The sequence below is a fragment of the Thermomonospora umbrina genome (assembly GCF_003386555.1).
Classification (GTDB): Bacteria; Actinomycetota; Actinomycetes; order Streptosporangiales; family Streptosporangiaceae; genus Thermomonospora; species Thermomonospora umbrina.
In genome coordinates this window covers 3,486,214-3,504,807 of the sequence record NZ_QTTT01000001.1, presented here as the reverse complement: position 1 = coordinate 3,504,807, position 18,594 = coordinate 3,486,214, and the positions used below count along the sequence as shown (strand labels likewise).

At 73.2% G+C, this 18,594-nt stretch carries 18 protein-coding genes; 4 read left to right on the top strand and 14 right to left on the bottom strand.

Annotation, left to right across the window (positions count from 1 at the left end):
• Positions 1 to 2: 2 nt before the first annotated feature.
• From DFJ69_RS34325 to DFJ69_RS15625, 6 genes are all read right to left on the bottom strand, one after another.
• Positions 3 to 455 carry an STAS domain-containing protein gene (locus DFJ69_RS34325; RefSeq protein ID WP_170177672.1) on the bottom strand — a complete coding sequence of 151 codons (453 nt, stop codon included), beginning with the start codon at positions 453 to 455 and terminating at the stop codon, positions 3 to 5.
• A gap of 161 nt (positions 456 to 616) precedes the next feature.
• Complete coding sequence (locus DFJ69_RS15645; RefSeq protein ID WP_116023169.1) at positions 617 to 1,141, bottom strand: class E sortase; 525 nt, start codon at positions 1,139 to 1,141, stop codon at positions 617 to 619.
• Positions 1,142 to 1,242: 101 nt separating this feature from the next.
• On the bottom strand, positions 1,243 to 2,469 hold the full coding sequence (locus DFJ69_RS15640) for a chaplin family protein (RefSeq protein WP_116023168.1): 1,227 nt from the start codon (positions 2,467 to 2,469) through the stop codon (positions 1,243 to 1,245).
• Between the two features lie 88 nt (positions 2,470 to 2,557).
• Positions 2,558 to 3,358, bottom strand: coding sequence for a hypothetical protein (locus DFJ69_RS33775; RefSeq protein ID WP_147312320.1), 801 nt, complete (start codon positions 3,356 to 3,358; stop codon positions 2,558 to 2,560).
• A 129-nt stretch (positions 3,359 to 3,487) separates the two neighbouring features.
• A complete protein-coding gene (locus DFJ69_RS15630) occupies positions 3,488 to 4,735 on the bottom strand; it encodes an NAD(P)-binding domain-containing protein (RefSeq protein WP_116023166.1) in 1,248 nt (415 codons plus the stop codon).
• Positions 4,732 to 5,991, bottom strand: a complete 1,260-nt coding sequence (locus DFJ69_RS15625) for a carboxylate--amine ligase (protein ID WP_116023165.1) — start codon at positions 5,989 to 5,991, stop codon at positions 4,732 to 4,734. The genes DFJ69_RS15630 and DFJ69_RS15625 overlap by 4 nt, the downstream gene beginning before the upstream one ends.
• Before the next feature lie 119 nt (positions 5,992 to 6,110).
• Between DFJ69_RS15625 and DFJ69_RS15620 the strand changes: the two genes are divergently transcribed.
• The gene (locus DFJ69_RS15620; RefSeq protein ID WP_116023164.1) at positions 6,111 to 7,157 is read left to right on the top strand and encodes a glycoside hydrolase family 26 protein; all 1,047 of its coding nucleotides are present in this window, start codon (positions 6,111 to 6,113) and stop codon (positions 7,155 to 7,157) included.
• On the opposite strand, the gene DFJ69_RS15615 is transcribed toward DFJ69_RS15620, so the two are convergent.
• From DFJ69_RS15615 to DFJ69_RS15585, 7 genes are all read right to left on the bottom strand, one after another.
• Positions 7,058 to 8,227: a glycosyltransferase gene (locus DFJ69_RS15615; protein ID WP_116023163.1), complete on the bottom strand. Its 1,170-nt coding sequence runs from the start codon at positions 8,225 to 8,227 to the stop codon at positions 7,058 to 7,060. The two genes, DFJ69_RS15620 and DFJ69_RS15615, sit on opposite strands and share 100 nt — an antisense overlap.
• The gene (locus DFJ69_RS15610) at positions 8,224 to 8,517 is read right to left on the bottom strand and encodes a hypothetical protein (protein ID WP_116023162.1); all 294 of its coding nucleotides are present in this window, start codon (positions 8,515 to 8,517) and stop codon (positions 8,224 to 8,226) included. The genes DFJ69_RS15615 and DFJ69_RS15610 overlap by 4 nt, the downstream gene beginning before the upstream one ends.
• Positions 8,518 to 9,059: 542 nt before the next feature.
• Complete coding sequence (locus DFJ69_RS15605; RefSeq protein ID WP_116026662.1) at positions 9,060 to 10,169, bottom strand: glycosyltransferase; 1,110 nt, start codon at positions 10,167 to 10,169, stop codon at positions 9,060 to 9,062.
• Entirely contained in the window at positions 10,169 to 10,864 is a 696-nt protein-coding gene (locus DFJ69_RS15600; protein WP_116026661.1) for a polysaccharide deacetylase family protein, read from the bottom strand. Before DFJ69_RS15600 ends, DFJ69_RS15605 begins: the two co-directional genes overlap by 1 nt.
• Before the next feature lie 5 nt (positions 10,865 to 10,869).
• Positions 10,870 to 12,429 (bottom strand): lipid II flippase MurJ, encoded by a 1,560-nt coding sequence (locus DFJ69_RS15595; protein ID WP_281275854.1) that lies wholly within the window; start codon positions 12,427 to 12,429, stop codon positions 10,870 to 10,872.
• A complete protein-coding gene (locus DFJ69_RS15590; RefSeq protein ID WP_147312319.1) occupies positions 12,419 to 13,798 on the bottom strand; it encodes an O-antigen ligase family protein in 1,380 nt (459 codons plus the stop codon). Before DFJ69_RS15590 ends, DFJ69_RS15595 begins: the two co-directional genes overlap by 11 nt.
• The gene (locus DFJ69_RS15585) at positions 13,795 to 15,228 is read right to left on the bottom strand and encodes a sugar transferase (protein ID WP_245974406.1); all 1,434 of its coding nucleotides are present in this window, start codon (positions 15,226 to 15,228) and stop codon (positions 13,795 to 13,797) included. The genes DFJ69_RS15590 and DFJ69_RS15585 overlap by 4 nt, the downstream gene beginning before the upstream one ends.
• Before the next feature lie 476 nt (positions 15,229 to 15,704).
• Between DFJ69_RS15585 and DFJ69_RS15580 the strand changes: the two genes are divergently transcribed.
• From DFJ69_RS15580 to DFJ69_RS15570, 3 genes are all read left to right on the top strand, one after another.
• Complete coding sequence (locus tag DFJ69_RS15580; RefSeq protein ID WP_116023160.1) at positions 15,705 to 15,983, top strand: hypothetical protein; 279 nt, start codon at positions 15,705 to 15,707, stop codon at positions 15,981 to 15,983.
• A 227-nt stretch (positions 15,984 to 16,210) separates the two neighbouring features.
• Positions 16,211 to 16,489 (top strand): hypothetical protein, encoded by a 279-nt coding sequence (locus DFJ69_RS15575; RefSeq protein WP_116023159.1) that lies wholly within the window; start codon positions 16,211 to 16,213, stop codon positions 16,487 to 16,489.
• Positions 16,490 to 16,560: 71 nt separating this feature from the next.
• Positions 16,561 to 16,833: a hypothetical protein gene (locus tag DFJ69_RS15570; protein ID WP_116023158.1), complete on the top strand. Its 273-nt coding sequence runs from the start codon at positions 16,561 to 16,563 to the stop codon at positions 16,831 to 16,833.
• A gap of 60 nt (positions 16,834 to 16,893) precedes the next feature.
• Here DFJ69_RS15570 and DFJ69_RS15565 read toward each other — a convergent pair whose 3' ends face one another.
• Positions 16,894 to 18,444, bottom strand: coding sequence for an AMP-binding protein (locus DFJ69_RS15565; protein WP_211328632.1), 1,551 nt, complete (start codon positions 18,442 to 18,444; stop codon positions 16,894 to 16,896).
• Positions 18,445 to 18,594: the final 150 nt, after the last annotated feature.

Here is an 18,594-nt window from a genome sequence, read left to right as displayed (position 1 = left end):
TCTCACGCCCCCGTCGCGGCCCCGGTGCCGCGCAGCGGGAGCCGGCCGGGCCGGGTGCTGATCGGCACTCCGGCGGCCAGTTCCAGGGTGGCGCAGAACTGCAGATGGCGGTCCAGGCCCGTGTCCGACAGCAGGGCCACCAGATCGGCGGCCGGACCGGCGATGATCAGCCGGCCGCCGACCTGGCGGGCCAGGTTCCGCAGGGCGACCAGCACGCCCAGCCCGAACCGGTCGCTGAGCCGCACCCGCGACAGGTCGAGCACCATGCGCGGGGACGGCACCGCCCGCAGCACCGCCGACAGCGGCTCGCGCAGCAGGTCGACGGTCCGCGCGCCGAGCTCACCGACCGGCTGGACGAACAGATCGCTGCCCGCGCGATGCACGCGAACCCGCAGCGCGGGCGGGCGGACGGCCGACGGGCCGCGTTCCGAAATGGTCCGGCGCTTGTTCTTCATGAGCCATCGAAGACCCTTTCCGGGGGGTGCGGCCAAACGGTCCCAGAATTGCCGAGGAGAACGCACGAAAAAGAGCACCCTCGGTACGGACCGACGAATGGGAGAAGTACTGATTGCCGAGGAAAATACCCGTGGGCCCGGACAGGACACTCGGCGCGCGGTCAAGTCTGGGCCAAACGGAACCGACCGTGGTCCGGGACGGTTCGACCCACGACGACCAACCTGTACCGATCTGATCCTTTGGGATGACATGTCACCAATGTCAGGAAATGCTGATCGGTATCCACGCTCGGCGTGAACGGCACCGGGGCCACGATCCCGCGGTCGCGCGGCGAGGTGATCCGCGTCGACTCGACCCGGTAGGCGAGTCGGAAACCGCTCCCGTACAGCCTGATCACGTCGCCCGGGCGCAGCCTGTCCAGGTCGTGGAACGGCGCGGGACCCAGGGTGCGGTGTCCGAGCAGCACCGTGTTGCCGGGCTCTCCGGGCGGGGCGGTCTCGGGGTGGTGACCGACACCCGCCGCCAGGGTCTTCGCCGACACCCCTTCGAGCACGGGCCGTGCGCCGGGCGGGTCGATGCGGGGGATTTCCAGCATCGCGATCGGCGTCGTCGCGGCCGCACCGGGAATCGGTTCGGCGACGACGGCGAATGCCAGGACGAACGAGACGAGCGCCCTTCTCCACATCTGCGGCGAGCCTTCCTGCGAGGGGTTCGGAACGGGTCCCGGACATGAACCGGGGGTGCCGGAGCCCTTTACGGCCGGCACCCCCGAGGTCGTCGTCGGCGTTATGGCAGCACGGGCAGCCCGCCGGTGGTGACGGGAAGTCCCCTGGTCACCTTGAAAGGTGTCGTCGTCCGCTTGGCGACGGGCCGCACGGGCCCGGGCCGGGACTGCCGCGGCCGCGCCGGCACACCCTTGACCTTCGACTTCATGTGGCCGTGCGGCCTGCCGGAGTGCGCCGCCGGGCCCACGGGCCGCACCGCGCCGCCGTACGCGCCGGGCGGCTGCACCAGGCCGCCGGGCTGCCCCGGCGTGGTGAGAGCGGCGGGGCTGCCGGGCCGGGCCGGGTTGCCGAGCTGGGTCAGCGGCTTGCCGATCCGCTCCGCCACCAACTCGGGCAGCAGGGACGTGACCCGTACGGCGAGGTTCCGCAGGCCCTGGACGGGCCCGTTGAGCGGGGTCTTGACGACCTTGTCGCGCCGTCGCCGCTGCGGCATCCCTTCCTTCCAGTTGCCGGACCCGGACGTCTTCCTCGCGGTGGACGGCAGCGACCACGGCATCGAGTTGACCACCGTGGCCCCGCCCTTGCAGGCCGCGTCGGAGATGCCGAGCGTGGCCGAGGCGTTGCCGCAGATGTCGACCGGCACGCTCACCGGCTTGCTGGTCTGGTTGCCGCCGCCCGCGCCCTCGTGACCGCTGGTCCGCGGGTGCAGTCCGCCGCCGCCGTGGTTGACGACGTGCGCCCCGCCCTTGCACCAGGCGTCGGCGATGCCGAACACGGCGCGGGAGTTGCCGCAGAAGTTGAACGGCGCGCTGAACGACTTGTTGATCTGGGTGCCGCCGAGCCAGCCGGCCATGCCCGACGTGTGCATGCCCTTGCCGCCGCCGTCGTGGTTCTCCACGGTCGCGCCGCCCTTGCAGGCCGCGTCGGCGAAGCCGCCGTAGACCACGGAGTTGCCGCAGATGTTGATGGGCATGCTGACCGGCTGGTTGTACTGGTTGCCGCTGCCGATCCCGTGCTTGCCCGTGGTGGACAGCCCACCGCCGCCGCCGCCGTGGTTCTCCACGTGCGCGCCCCCGGGCGCCTTGGCGTCCGCGTTCCCGAAGAACGAGGACGAGTTGCCGCTGATCTCGATGGGCACGGAGATGGGGGCGTTGATCTGGTTGCCACCGAGCGTTCCGTACTTCCCGCTGGTGGTGTCGGCCCCGGCGAGCCCCCCACTCGCCAGGGCCGTGGCCAGCCCGGCCGCGAGCGTCGCGACGCGGACGGAGTTCTTGGCCCAGTTGGACATGAAAAACCTTTCAGGTTCGGTGGTGGAACGATCGGGCCGGTGGCGACCCGGCCGGGGCCGGGCCGCCCACCCGGATGGGGCGGCCGGCCTAGTCGGGCGAGAAGGCGGGATCACCCGGCGGCCCGGCGGGCCGCGAGCCCCGGTAGGCGAACGTGGCCTCGCCGACGAGCGGGGGGACGCCCGGCGTGTGGCCGTCGGTCAGCCCGGCGAGGGGGAGCTGGTGCTGACCACCGGCGACACCGTCGCCGGAACCGGGGGGATCATGTTCAGGCGGGGAGCGCCGGGAGCCCACCGGCCCGGAGACGTCCGGCCCGCTCCCCTCGTCACGATGGACGGCGCTCACCCAGGGGGCCGCCATGCCGGGCCCGCCGTCGACGACCGACGGGCGCTCCGTCGAGATCGTCCGGCGCGGGGTGCTGACGGGCCCACCGGCGTGCGCCGCCCGAGGGGGCACGACGTGCCCCTCGTCGCCGGCCGGCCGAAGCACCGGCCCGGCGGCCGGCACACCGGCGATCACCCGGGTCAGCCCCACCAGCGACCGCACCACCCCACCGGCCACCGCCCTCGCCGGCCCTCCCACGTGAGCGTCACCCCCACGCCCCACCACACCCCGCACCCCACCGGCGCCGGGCACACCACCCCGGACACGCGGAGTCTCCGCACCGTCGGGCACACCACCCCGGACGGCGTGGCCCCGTTCAGGGGTCGTCGACGAGGCGGAAACAGTCGGGGCGGCGTGGGCGTGGGCGGCGGAGAACGCCATGGCCAGCAGCCAGCCGGCGAGGAGCAGGCCCCCTGCGAGGACGACCCGGGGTGCGGGCCGCACGCAGGCATGGCGGAGCCGTCCCGCGGGGCGTGACGCCCCGTCGTGGAACGGTTCCTGGCTCATGGGGAGATCTCCTCCGGCGGACACCGACGTCGTCCCGGCGCTTCTCTGACATGGCGGATGGCACGTTAATCGGCGCCCCGGCGGCTGTCGTCGCCTTCCGCGCGACCATACGAAGACATGGGCTTACGCTTACCCGGCCGGCGGGCGCACGGCCGGTCGTTCCCGGACGCGTAGGGACGAAGCGGTGGCGGTGGCGGCGACGTGGGCGGCGATCCGGCGGGCCGCGAAGTCCGCGCCGTGGACGAAACGCATGACCGGGCCGAAGGCGGCCGCCGACGAGAGACCCGCGAAGTACAGGCCGGGCAGGGACGACTCGAAGGACCGCGAGAGCACCGGGCACCCGTGGCGCGCCGCGACACCGCGTCGGGTACTCGTCGACAGGAGGGTCAGGCGGTTCAGGTCCGGCACATAGCCGGTCGCGGCGATCACGTGGTCGGCCGTCAGGGTCCGGTCCCAGTCGTTCCGGTCCCGCAGCGTCAGTCGGACCCGGTCGTTGCGCCATCCCGTCGCCGCGACCTCGCACCCGAGCAGGAGGCGGGTGTCGCCGAGCCGGTCGCGCAGCCACCACGCCCCGGCGGGCCCGAGCGTGGTGCGCACGATCCGCCGGCGGGTGGGGCCGGGCAGCAGTCGGACCGCCTGGGGCCGTTCCGACCACACCCAGGTCCGCCAGCCGGTGCCGAGCCCGGAGTGCGGCCCGCGCAGACGTTCCCGGACGGTGCGGGACACCGTCGGACGCGGGTTCCACGCCAGGTCGTCGGTGCGGGCCACGAGCACCGGCTGGGCGCCCGCCTCGGCCAGCAGCGCCGCCGTCTCCAGCGCCGACTGGCCCGCCCCGATCACCGCCACGTCCTTGCCCACGAACCCGGCGAGGTCGCGGTGGTCGGAGCTGTGGGTGGCCACCTCCGGCGGCAGCCCCGCGAACACCGACGGCGTGTACGCGTACGGATGGACGCCCACGGCGATCACGACGGTCCTGCTGACCACCGTCTCCCCGGTGGCCAGCAGCGTGCGGTAGCCGGTGGCGGAACGATCGACGCGCAGCACCTCGGCCTCGTACACCTCGGGCACCGCCTGCCGGGCATACCAGCGCCCATAGGCGACGAACCGCTCCAGCGGCACCGGCCGGCCCACCGGCGCCCACGGTTCACCGTGCTCCGCGCAGAAGTCGAGGAAGGAACGACCGGTCACCGGAGCCCCCAGGCCGGAGGCGAACGGCTCGGACTTCAGCAGCATCCCGCGCGGCATGTGCTCGTCCCAGAACCGCATGGGCCGCCCCACCACCCGCACCGACAGGCCGAGGTGGCCGGCGTGCGCGCCGACGGACAGCCCGTACGGGCCCGCGCCGACGACCAGGACGTCGAGCGTCGAGTCGTTCACCGCCCGCTCCCCGACTCCGCGTGCTGGAAGGCGCGCGGCAGGACCGGCGGCTCCGGCGTCGGCGGCGCGGCGGGTCCGCGCAGCGCCCTGCTCAGCCCCTCGGCCGCGGCGGCGAAGAACGGCGACGGATCGTCCTTGGCGAACCAGGCCAGCTCCCCGGCCTCCCGCAGCGTCCGCAGGACCGGCAGGGGCGTCGCCGCGCCCCGCCGGACGGAGGGCCGCACGAAGTGGTTCTCGGCGAGGAACGTCCGGCCGTGCTGGGGCGGCGTCTCCGGCACCCGCCGGAACGACAGGTCCAGATGCATCGCCCGAACGAGGTCCAGCCCGTTCCGCCCGGTGAACAGCCGGAACTGGGCCCCCAGCCGCGGGTTGACGTCCAGCAGATAACAGGTGCCGGTCACGCTGTCGCGGCGGAAGTCCATGTCCACGACCCCGCAGTAGCCGAGCGAGTAGAGCAGCTCGCGGGCGAGGCCGTCGATGTCCGGGTCGGGCAGCCAGCGTCCGAGGACGGTGAGGCCCGCGCCGGGCGGCGACGCCAGCTCCTTGCGGCCGGTGCCGCTCATCAGGCAGTTCGAGCCACCGTCGAAGTACCCCTGGAAGAACCGGTCCGATCCGTCGGACGCGGCGATGTACCGCTGGAGCAGCAGTTGGCCGAGCGTGTCCGGGCGCGCGGCGGCGAACAGCCGATGGGCGCGCTTGCGGGTGCGGACGATGGTGGTGCTGCGCAGCCCCGAGCCGGCCGGGATCCGCCACGGCCGGGCCCACTTGGCGACCAGCGGCAGTCCGAGCCGGTCCACCGCGTCGTCCACCTCGCCGCTCGAGCGGGGCAGCAGGGTCTCCGGATGCGGCACCCCGACCCGTTCGCACAGGTCCCGCAGCGCCGCCTTGTCCGCGAGGGCCTCCAGCAGGGACGGCATCTGCGCGGGGAACAGGAAGCGGGGGGCCAGGTCGGTGGCGTTGCGGGCGATGAACAACGCGCCCGCGTCGTCCATCGGGATCAGCAGCGCCGGGCCCTCCATCGTGGAGGACGCCGCGGCGAGGTAGCCGAGCAGCCCTCCGGTGTGGCCGACCGGCGGCGCCCACGGCAGCCGCCGGCGCAGGTAGCGGGAACGCCCCGCCGGGACGTCCTCGCTCTCCAGGACGGCGTGCACGGACAGGCCCGCACGCCCGGCGGACCGGATCGCCCCCAGCGTGCCATGGTGGAAGACGTTCTGATCGGTGCGCAACAACAGCACCGGGATGGACGGGTCGAGCACCGGGTTCCCGGCATTTCTTCGCGATACCACCTGAATCATCCTGTCGTCTGCGACGGTTCTCTCTTGCCCGTGCCCGAATGACGCTTCAGCGGGCCGGGGGGCCGGGAAGGATTTCGGCCATGACTTTTCGCCGGCACCTTTCCGGATCGTTCTTCGTGCGGTCGGCGATGACCGCCGCGCTCACCGCGGCGATGCTGGGTGTCCCGGCTCCGCCCGGCCGGGCGGACCCGCGGGACGTGCCCCTCGGCGCGTTCCTCGGCTCCGGCGCGGAGGGCGTGCGGCGGGTGGCGGGCTTCGCGGCCTGGCTCGGCCGCCCCGTCACCGTCGGGCACACCTACCTGCCCGGCGAGACCTGGGCGGGTGTCGAGGGGCCGCCGGAGATCGTCGGCCCCTGGGCCGCCTGGCGCGCCGCCGACCCCCGCCGGACGCTGGTGGTGAACGTGCCGATGTTCGCCGCCAACGAGAAGCGCGTCCCCGACGCGGGCGTGGCCGTGCTGCTGTGGACGGCGGCGCGCGGCGCCTTCGACCGGCACTTCGCCGTCCTGGCGCGCCGACTGGTCGCCGCCGGCGCGGGCGACGCGATCATCGTCCCGGGCTGGGAGATGAACGGCATCACCTACACCCACCGCTGCGGTCCGAACCCGGAGGCGTGGAAGCGGTACTGGCGACGGATCGTCGCCACCATGCGCGCCGCGCCCGGCGCCCGGTTCCGCTTCGACTTCACCCCGAGCCGGGGAACGGACGCCATCGGCTGGACGGCCTGCTATCCGGGTGACGACGTCGTCGACGTCATCGGCTCCGACAGCTACGACCAGCCCGCCGGCCGGGACTTCGCGTATTTCGTCGGCGAGCCGTACGGACTGGCCCATCATGCCGACTTCGCCCGCGCCCATGGAAAACCCCTCTCCTTTCCCGAATGGGGACTCTTCCGCAATGGCGACAATCCCGAGTACGTCCGCGGGATGATCGACTGGATCGGCTCCCATGACGTGGCGTACCAGACCATTTCGGATTACTGCCCGCACGGGGTCTGGCGCTGTGCCGCCCATCCCCGTTCGGCGGAGGTCTATCGGCGGATGCTGGGCTCGCCCGCCACCGCCGGGACCTCCTCCTCGGGGACCGCCGCCGGCAGTCCCGCCGCCTCGGCGACCAGCGCGGCCAACTGAGCGAACCCGTCGGCCGCGTCGCAGCCCAGTGCCAGCCGGCCCGCCATGGTGCCCTCATCCGCGGCCAGTACGGGGTCCGTCAGCCGTTCCCGGACGGCCTCGGACAGTGCTCGGACGTCCTCGGACGGCACCAGCGCCCCCGCGCCCGGCCCCACCACCTCGGCCAGCCCCGGGATGTCGGACGCCACCACCGGCCGGCCCATCGCCATGGCCTCCAGCGACGTGAGCGACAACCCCTCCCACCGCGACGGCAGGACGACCACGTCGGCGGCGGCGTACCAGTTGCGGGGGTCGTCGACCGCGTAGGTGAACCGGACGCCGGGGCCACCCTTCCTTCTGGCCTTGGCGAGCCGGTCGCCGTCCCCGACGATGGCGAGCTCGGCCCGAGGGCACTCCGCCTTGATCCGGGGCCAGGCCGCGAGCAGGACGTCCTGGCCCTTCTGCCGGGTGACCCGTCCGACGCAGACCGCCAGCGGAACGTCCTGGCCGACCCCCAGCCGAGTGCGCGCCCTGGCCTTCTCCTCCGCGTCCGCCGGCCGGAACCGCGTGAGGTCGACGCCGTTGCGCACGACCCGGTACGGCCCCCGGATCCGCGCGGCGAGCCCCTGCCACGCCTCGCCGCTGCCGACGCACACGAGCAGGTCGGTACGGCGCGCGGCGAGCCTCTCCCACCACAGCGACGGCCGCCCGACCGCCTGCCAGGACCAGCCGTGGGGCTGGAACACCACCAGCGGCCGGTGCCCCTTCCTCGTCAGTCCGGGCCACAGTCGCCCGGCGAGGCCCGCCTTGGACGAGTGCAGGTGGACGATGTCCGGCCGGAACGTCTGAACGAGCCGCCGCAGCCGCCGGGCCTCGTCCAGCGTCCGCAGCCCCGGCCTCCGCCCCGCTTCCCAGGGGAACTGCGCGATGCCGAGCCCCGCGAGCCGCTCCGGCAGGTCCCCCACGTCCGGGCACGCGACCGCGACATGCCAGCCCCGCGCCCGCTGGTCGACGCAGACGTCGGCGACGTACGCGGCGACGCCCGCCGTCGTCGGCTGCGTGACGTGCAGAACGCGCGGCAGGCCGTTCACGTCCCCACCGCCTTCCGCGCCGGTCGCGCCCCCGTGGCGAGACCCGCGAGCAGCACACCGCTCGACGCGCCCACCGCCAGGCTGAGCGGCAGGTTGGGCGTGGTGGGCCGGTCCGGCGCGTCGGCCGAACTCATCGACGCCACCCGTACACCGGTCTCCCCGCGATGCGCGTCGCCGTACGCGATGAACGCCCCGGCGGCCGCGTTGGCGTACTCGGCGGCCGACTCGGGCGTCGACGCCGACCCGGTGATGCCGATGACCGGCGCCGCGGCCGACAACGTGACACGCACATGCCGCCGAACCTCCTCTTGGAACGCATCAACGGAACCCGGCGAAGTCTGAACCCCAACCCCCCACAACTGCCCGGTCGCTTCAGGCGGGCGGCCCGGAGCGCCAGCGGAGGGACGCCCGTCTGAAGACCACGACCGACCGGGCGCGGGGGGCGTGGGGGGTCGCCCCCCCACAGAGACACGCCCGGTCGCTTCAGGCGGGTGCTCCGGAGCGCCAGCGGAGGAGCGCCCGTCTGAAGACCACGACCGACCGGGCGCGGGGCGCGTGGGGGGTCGCCCCCCCACAGAGAAAAGACGCCCCCCCACGAAGAAACGCGCGTACGTCTGGGCGTAATTGAGGGCGCGGGAGGGGTCGGTGCCGGGGTCGGCCACCACCATCACGTGGGCGTCCGACGTGTACCCGGGCTTTTCGAGGAGTCCGTACGTGAGGCCCCCGCCCGTGCCGAGCAGCACGAGTAACGCCGGGGCCCCGCAACGCCGCGCGGCGTCCATGATGGGCTGCGGAGTCTGTGGCATCGGCTGCCCTTCCTGTCGGGAGTGGGTCATGCGAGGGCGGGCTCGGCGTGGACGGCGAGCAGGGCCTCGTAGAGGCGCGCGAGGTCGGCGGCGCTGCGTGCGATGTCGTAGTGGTGGACGGCCGGGGGCGGTGCCGTTCGGGTGGGGCCCGTGCGCACGACGTCGGCCAGGGCGTCCCGCCAGGCGGACACCTGGGGGCCGACCTCGCGTGCACCGGGTGCCGCGTCGGGATCCAGGTCGCCGAGCGCCGGGCACGCGGTGTACAACACGGGCAGCCCGGACGCCAGGCCCTCGAGCACCGCCAGCCCGAAGGTCTCCTCGGCGGAGGGTGCGGCCAGCACGTCCATCGCCGACAGTTCCCCGGCGACGTCCGACCGTTCCCCGGCGAAGATCACCCGGGGCGCGACCCCGCGCCGGACGGTGAGGTCCTCCAGCGCCCCCCGCTGCGGCCCATCCCCGACGATCAGCAGCTTCACGGCGTCCACCTGGGAGAACGCGTCCACGAGCGTGCCGTAGCGCTTGCCGTCCACCAGCCGGCCCACGGCACCGATGACGTACTCGTCCATGCCGATGCCGAGTCGGCGGCGGACGGCGGCGCGCCGTCCCTCGTCGTACGCGAACGCGTTCGCGTCGATGCCGTTCGGGATGACGGTGACGCGGGACGCGTCCACGCCGAGCCGCACCAACCGGGCCGCGACCGTCGGGGACACCGCGACCGTCATGCCGCCGAGGATCTCGGTCGCGCGGTACAGCGTCCGCACGCCCGCCGACACGCGCCGGCCCTCGATCATGCGGTCGCCCAGCGAGTGCTCGGTCGCCACCACCGTCCGCACCCCGGCGAGCCGCGCCGCGATCCGGCCGTACACGCAGGCCCGGTACAGATGCGTGTGGACGATGTCGTACCCGCCGCGCCTGATCAGCCCGGTGAGCCGGGGCAGTGCGGACAGGTCGCGGTTGCCGTTCATGCCGACCTCGTGGACGATGACCCCCCGGGCCCGCAGGGCGGTGGCGGTCTCCCCCGCGTCGGTGAGGACGGCCACCTCGCAGTCCACGTCCGGCAGGTGCCGCAGCAGCAGGTCGAGCTGGTGCTCGGCGCCTCCGTGCCCCAGCCCCGTGATCACGTGCAGGACCCTCATCAGACCCGTGTCCTCCATCGCAACTGGTGGCGGAAGACCTTGGCCCGCAGGCGCAGGCCGTGGTCGCGGTCGCCCATGTAGGTGCGGGCGAGCGCGTGGTCGCCGCTGAAAGGGCAGCGCCAGATGGCGCAGCCGTACTCGTATCCGGTCTTGCGCACGGCGTCGGCCTCGCGCCGCGCGACCCGCCCGTACGGGTAGGCGAACCCGGTGACGGGCCCTCCGCTGACGTCCTCGAGGATGGACCGGCTGCGAACGAGTTCGGTCTCCAGGTCTTCGGCGTCCACGTCCGGCAGCGCCACGTGCCGCAGCCCGTGGGAGCCGATCTCCATGCCGGTGTGGGCGACGCAGCGGATCTGGTCCTCGGTCATGAGCGCGCGGCGGGGCCCGTCGTCCCAGGCGTTGCCGCCGCCGATCTCACCGGCGACGACGAACACGGTCGCGGTGAACCCCCGCCGCAGCAGCACGGGCGCCGCGCGGGTGGCGAAGTCGGCGTAGCCGTCGTCGAACGTGAGGCCCACCAGCCCGCGCGCCCGCCCGGCGTGCCAGGCGCGGCGCAGCTCGCGGATGGACACGCCGCGCATCCCGTTGCGGCGCAGCCAGTCCATCTGGCGTTCGAACAGCTCCGGCGGGACGGTCAGCCGGTACGGGTCCTCCGCCACGCGGTCCACCGAGTGGTACATGAGGATCAGCGGCATGGGCTTCACAGGTACTTCGCCTTCTTCTCGGTCAGACGGCTTCGGGCGTGGACCAGCGCCCGGCGGGGCTCTTCGGCGCCCAGCGCGGCGGCGCCCAGGCCGAACACCGCCGCCACCACGACCAGCCCGACGACCAGCAGCGGGAACGCCGGGACGTGCCCGCCGAGGGCCCGTTCGACGGCGAACCCGGCGACGGCCGCGGCGCAGGCGGCGGGTGTGGAGCGTGTGATGCCGGTCGTGGCGGCCCGCAGGTCCATGGGGGCCATCCGGCGGCGCAGCCCGGACAGCAGCAGCAGCGCGGTGGCGGTGATCCCGGCGGCGTTGGCGGCGGCGAGCGCGGCCGTCCCGCCGGTGGACGCGGTCATGGCGGCGAGGAGGGCGGTGAGCGCGAGGCCCGCCGCCACGGCCCACGCCGGGTACCAGCACGGACGCCCGGCGGCGTAGAACACGCGGGTCAGCACGCCCACCAGCGCCTGGCCCAGCAGCCCCAGCGCGTAGACCCGCATGACGGCGGCGGTCGCCTCGGTGTCCTCGTGGGTGAAACGGCCGTGCTCGAACAGCAGCCCGATGACGGTGGGCGCGAACGCGACGAGGTACGCCGTCGCCGCCAGCACCAGCGTCCCGACCACCGCGACGTCGCTCTCGATGCGGCGGCGGACGTTCTGCGCGTCCCCCGCGGCCCAGGCCCGGGCCAGTCGGGGGAACGTCACCGTGACCACCAGCAGCGACAGGACCATCGGCACCTGCGCGACCTTCTGGGCGTAGTTGAGGTGCGAGATCGAGCCCTCGGCCAGGCCCGCCCCGAAGTGGCGTTCGACGAAGACCTGCGCCTGCCGGGTCACCGTGTAGACGATCACCGGGGCGACGGCGGCGGCCAGCCCGGCGGGCATCGCGCCCCCGAGGCCGGGCGCGGTCCGGTGCAGGCTGCGCAGGAACGCCGGGGCCTGCACCACGATCATCAGCAGGCTCCCCGCCGCGACGCCGAGCGCCGCCGCCGTCACACCGAGCGTGTCGTCGCAGGTCAGGATGACCGCGAGGATGCCCACGTTGTACGCGGCGTAGATGGCGGCGGGCGGGCCGAAGCGGTGGTGGGCCCGCAGCGTGGCGCTCATGAACCCGGCCAGCCCGAACGTCAGCACGGTCAGCGAGGTCATCCGCATGCACGTGATCGCCCGTTCCCGGTCGTCGAGCCCCGGGGCCAGCACGTCGACCAGCGCCGGCGCCGTCATCACGACGAGGCCCATGGCGGTGGCGAGCAGGATGGTCACCTTCGGCAGCGTCGCCGCCACCAGCGCCCGGACCCCGCCGTGGTCGGCCAGGGCGCGGCTGAGCACCGGCACCATCAGCAGCGCCATCGCGTCCTCGATCAGCAGCGGGGACGCGGTCTCCGGGATCGTCCAGGCCACCAGGAAGGCGTCGGTCCCGCTGCCCGCGCCGAACCGGTGCGCCATCAGCAGGTCGCGAACGAACCCCAGCACCGTGCCGGCCACGATGAGCACGGCGGAGATCCCGGCGGCCCGCCGAACCGAGTCCACCTGCGCGACACCCGCGTTCTCAACCCTCACGCCGGCCTCCCCACGCGGCCGCCGGCACGGGGGCGTCGTCCCCTGCGACGCGCGCCCTCACGCTGCCGCCCGGCTCCGGGGCGCGCCCAGAGTCGGCCCCTCCGACGCACGCCCGCTCCACGGGCCGGGCGGGCAGCGCCGCGCGAGCGGCCAGCCCCAGCATGATCGCCACCAGTACGGAGGCGGGCCCGCCGAGGTCGGAGTAGCAGAAGTCCACCAGCAGCCAGCACACGAACGCGATGGACACGGTCCACAGCGGGTCGCGCGCGGCGCGGTGCCGGACCAGGCCCCCGATCAGCACCGCAAGGACGCCGACGAAGCCGAGCAGCCCCGCGAGCCCCTGCTCGGACGCCACCAGCAGGTACTGGTTGTGCGGGGACCGCAGCTCCCGCCGCACGTAACCGTGGACGGGGTCCGCGGTGTCGCTGCCCGACGACAGGTTGAGCGGCGCGTACGTGTCGCGGTACGACGCGAAGTTGCGCGGGCCGACGCCGGTCAGCGGGTGGTCGCGGAGCATCGCCCCGGCGGAGCGCCACAGACCGTACCGGTCGCTGACCGACTGGTCGGGGCTGGTGGCGCTGGACGCGATCGACCGCATCCGAGCCCCGACCAGACGGTCGCCGACACCGAGCCCGAACACCAGGACCCCCGCCAGCACCGCCACCACGCCGCCGAGCAGCGCCGTCCGCCGATCGCGCACCAGCAACAGCACTCCGACCGCGATGCCCGCCGCGATCCACGTCCCCCTGCTGAGGGACACGGCCAACGCGACGACCTGAACGACCAGAACGAGCCCCGTCACCACGGTCACCCGCCGGCTCCCCCGCAGCGTGACCAGGAACGCGAGGGTGATGACCAGCCCGAACGACACGACAGTGGCCATCGCCATGACGTCCGCCGCGCCGAACGTCCCGACCGCCCGCACGTTGCGCCCCTGGTAGGAGGCCCCCGTGCGGGTGATCGCCTGACCGATGCCGACGAGGGCCTCCAGCACGCTCGCGGCGACCACTCCGCCGCCGGCGATGAGCACGTCGCGCCGGTCCCGTACGGCGGCGAGCACGGCCAGCGGGAGCAGCACGAAGACCTGAAGGAACCGGACGTACCCCGGCAGGCTGGCCGCCGGGTCCGTCGACAGCACCGTCGTCAGCCCGGCGACGGCCACCGGAACGGCGGCCAGGGCCAGCGCCACCCTCGGCCACGGCCGCGCCCCCGTGGCCACCAGCAACACCATGACCAGGACGAACGCGAGCGACAGGACATCGGCGGCGGTCACGTTCACGGGGTCGCCCACCTCGCCGTGCGCGTATGGCAGGCACACGGCCACGGCGATGGCGGCGACCATCCAGGACGGCCTGCGGACGACGTTCACGGAACGGCCCGCAAGAGCATCGCCCGGGCGGTGAGCAGCAGGATCCGAACGTCCGTCCACAGTGTCCAGGCGGCGATGTACTGGTTGTCGAACCGGGCCCGCTCCTCCACGCACGTGTCCCCGTGCAGCCCGTGGACCTGCGCCCAGCCGGTGATGCCCACGGGCACCCGATGGCGCAGCGCGTACCCGGGCACCGTGCGCGAGAAGCGCCGGACGAAGTAGGGCCGCTCAGGGCGCGGGCCGACCACGCTCATGTCGCCGCGCACGACGTTCCACAGTTGCGGCAGCTCGTCCAGCCACGTGCGGCGCAGGAGGCGGCCGACGCGCCCGACCCGCTCGTCGCCCTCGATGGACCAGCGGGTGTCGGCCTCCTCCTCGGTGGCCGGGTGCATCGTCCGGAACTTCAGCAGGACGAACGTGCGGCCGTCCAGCCCCACTCTGAGCTGCCGGAACAGCACACCCGGGCCGCTCTCCAGCCGTACGGCGACCGCGCAGGCGAGGAACAGCGGCCAGGTGACGGCCAGCGCGCCCAGCGCCACGGCGAGGTCGAAGAGCCGCTTCCCCCACCGGGCGGTGAACGTGTGGGGACGCAGCCGCGCGGCGACGCAGACGACACCGCCGAAGCACTCCGTCCGCCGGCCGTCCACGGCTCCCACGGCCATGGACGACGGCACCAGGAACAGTTCGGCGCCGAGCGCGTCGCAGTCCTCGACGATCGTCTCCAGCCGGCCGTGCCGCAGCTCCGGCAGGACGACGAACACCGCGCGGACGTCGTGCCGGCGCATCACCCGCCGCAGTTCGGGCCCGCCGCCGAGCACCGGGACCGGCACCGCCGCGCCCCTCGGCTCCCAGGGCCCGGCGAGCACGATCCCCACCGGGTCGAGCCCGTACTCGGGCCGCCTCCGCAGCACCGCCGCCAGACCGAGCCCGGCCGCGCCCCCGCCGACGACCAGCGCCGGGCATCGCCGTCCCCGAAGGCGCGCCCACCGCACCGCGCCGTACGCCGCGAGCCTGCCGGTGATCGCAAGGACCAGATATCCGGCCGCCGCGCGCCAGGACTCGGCGGTGGCCGAGAGGATCAGCGCCGCGACCACACCGCCCACGGCCAGTCGAGGGGCGTCCTGCGCCGGCGAGAACCCGCGCCGCAGCCGGTAGAGCCCGGACGAGGCGTGCAGGGCGACGACCACGGCGGCGGCCACGGCGAGGCGGGCGGGACGGGCGGCACCGGACGCGACCGCGGGCCAGGCCAGCGCGCCGGCGTCCACCGCCATCAGGGCCAGCGCGTACATCCCGGGTCGGAGCGAGGTCTCGGAACGCCGGGTCGTCTCGCGGACCGGGGTCTCCGCGACGCGCGGCGCGCGCTCCCTGGTGGACTCCCTGGTGGATTCCCTGGGGGAGGTCGCGCCCGCGCTCAGCTCGTGCGCTCCCATCGCGGGCCGTCCCTTCGACAACGAGGCGTGGCGGTGATCGGCGGCCGGCACACGCTCGTCCGACGTCGTCCCCGATCCGAATTGCGGCCCCCTCGGGGCGGTGCCGACACTGCCACAACGGCCCCTGCGCGACGGGGCCCTTGAACCGGCGGCGGAAAATGCTTGGCAATCTGTTGGCCCGCGCGACGGCGCGATTCCGGGGGCCGGCGGGCCGCCGCGGGCCGCCCGCCATGTCGGCGCATACCCGGAGACGCCGTTCGGACAAACCGCCATCGACCCACCCGAAGCCGTATTTGCAAGCAGTTTTTAATGGCGCACTTCACCAGCCTGGCGCAATACCCGAGAAAAGAATCTCCAGCGGCCTCGACTGGCATCGACATTCGGGTAGGAACGGTGTTACCTATTGCTCGTGACCGGCGGGCTGCATCATGGCGCCGTCGAGATCGGCATACCCCAATCAGGAAAAAGGAGACATCGTGCTCAAGCGACTGGCAACGGCTGGCGTGCTCACCGTCGCCGTGGGTGGCGTGCTGATGAGCGCCACGCCCGCGATGGCCGGCGGCCACGGTGACTACAAGAAGTACGTCAAGAACGACAATGACAAGTCGTTCGATCTGAACTACCACTCGCACGACGAGAAGACCAACACCGACAACGAGACGTTCGCGGTGCTGAACTGCCTCCAGGTCCCGATCATCCCGATCATCAGCCCTGTGGAGCAGGACTGCTACATCGGCAACGTCGAGAACGACTGACGTACTGCATCACCGGGGGGTCGGCGCGACCGGCGTCGGCCCCCTCGCATGTCCGCGCAACATCGCAGCGCCCCGGCACCGCATTAACACAATTGCCGGTAAAACCATTGTCAGGCCACTGGTTCGGCATCGACACGTGGGTACAGGCGTTGTTAGCCATGACTGGTGACCGGCGAGAATCGGCGCCGCACACCGAGATCGGCATCCGATCCAGAAAGGGAGACATCGTGCTCAAGCGACTGGCAACGGCCGGCGTTCTCACCGTCGCCGTGGGCGGCGTCCTGATGAGCGCCACGCCCGCAATGGCCGGCGGCCATGGTGACTACACCAGCAAGAAGTACAGCGACAACGACTCGAACTTCTCGCTGGACTACTCCTCGCACAAGGAGAAGGACAACGTCGACAACGAGACGTTGGCGATCGCCAACTGCCTCCAGATCCCGATCATCCCGATCATCAGCCCGCCCGAGCAGGACTGCTACATCGGGAACGTCGAGAACGACTGACGTCCACCACGGATGTGAGGGGCCGGCGCGCCACGCGCCGGCCCCTGCCGCGAACGAGAGAAGGAGACATCGTGCTCAAGCGACTGGCAACGGCCGGCGTTCTCACCGTCGCCGTGGGCGGCGTCCTGATGAGCGCCACGCCCGCGATGGCCGGCGGTGACCGCACCAGCGAGAAGTACAGCGACAACGACTCGAGCTTCTCCCTGAGCCACAAGTCCCACAAGGAGAAGACCAACACCGAGAACGAGACCAGGGCGATCGCGAACTGCATCCACCTGTCGCTCCTCATGATCATCAGCCCTCCCGAGCAGGACTGCTACATCGGGAACGTCGAGAACGACTGACGACACGAGGCTGAGGGGCCGGCGCGGGGCGCGCCGGCCCTTCATCGCGTCCGGGCCGGGTCAGCCCTCCGCGGAGGCGTGCGGCAGGCGGTTGCGGACGACCTTGCCGGTGGCGTTGCGCGGCAGCTCGTCGACGAAGGTGACGTCCCTCGGCACCGCGAACCGGGCCACCTCGCGGCGGGCGTGGTCGCGGACCTCGTCCGCGGTGAGCCCTTGGCCCGGGTTCAGCACCACGAAGGCCGCCAGGCGCTGGCCGAACTCCTCGTCCGGCACGCCGACGACGGCGACCTCACGGACCTGGGGAAGGTCCGCCAGGGCGTCCTCGACCTCGCCGGGGAAGACGTTCTCCCCACCGGAGACGATCATGTCGTCGGCGCGGCCCTGCACGAACAGCCGGCCGTGCTCGTCGATCCGGCCGAGGTCGCCCAGGCTCATCAGCCCGTCGACCATCTCCTTGCCGGCGCCGTTGGTGTAGCCCGCGAACAGCAGGTCGTTGGCGGCGAAGATCCGGCCCACGGTCCCCGGCTTCACCGGGCGGCCGTCGTCGTCCAGGATGGCGAGCTTGGTGCCGGGCGGCGGCGTCCCCGCGGTGTCGGGGTGGACGCGCAGGTCGGCCGGGGTGGCGATGGTCACCCAGGACGACTCGGTCGACCCGTAGAGGTTGTAGAGCACGTCCCCGAAGGCGTTCATGAACCGGGTGGCGAACCCTCCGGGCAGCGCCGAGCCGCTCACCGCCACGACGCGCAGCGCGGACAGGTCGGGCATCTCCTTGGACTGCGTCCGCCACTCCAGCATCCGCTGCAGCATGACCGGCACCGCGATCAGCGCGGTGGCCCTGCTCTCGGCCGCCCTCCGCAGCGACGCCTCGGGGTCGAACCGGCTGCGGAACACCATCGTGGCCCGCAGCCCGATGGCCATCTGCAGGTTGGCGTAGCCCCAGGTGTGGAACAGCGGCGCCTCGATGAACATCGTCTCGTGCACCTTGAGCGGGATGCGCGACAGCATCGAGGCCAGCGGGCTGAGCCCGGGGTTCGGCTGGCGGTCGGCGCCCTTGGGCGCGCCGGTGGTGCCCGAGCTGAGCACGACGGTCCGGCCGGGGCGCGCGGGCGGGCTCAGGTCGACACCGCCGCCGCGCACGATGAGGTCGGCCAGCCCGGAGTCGGGCCCGTCGGCGGTCAGCGTGCGGATCTTGGCCCCGTCCAGGACCTCGGCGAACTCCGAGTCGGCGATCAGGAGGTCGATCTCCTGCTCCTCCAGCACCCGCAGCGACTGCTCGGCGCTCATGCCGGTGTTGAGCAGCACCGTGTCGGCGCCGGCCTTGCTGCAGGCCACCAGGGTCTCGACCATGCCGCGGTGGTTGCGGCACAGGACCGCGACCCGCGGCTTCGCGCCGTCCTTGGTCAACGCCGTCGCGAGCCGGTCGGTGCGCGCGTTCACCTGGCCGTAGGTCAGGCTCCCGTAGTCGTCGACGATCGCGACGCGTTCGGGGTCGCGGGCGGAGGCCGAGACGAAGGACCCGCCCAGGACGGTGCCCCAGCGCCGCAGCGCCCCGAGTTGACGCGCGATCCGGGTCGGGGGACCCGGCCGCCACAGGCCGCTGCGGCCGAACATGACCGCGATCCTGAATGCCGACTGGACCTGTTCTCCGAGACCCGAGCCCTCAGTCACCACCGCGCTCCATCTTCCGCCGGACGGCCATTATCGGCCGATTATGACGGTAGGGGACCCGTCAGGCGATCCGCCATGGTCCACGGAACCAGC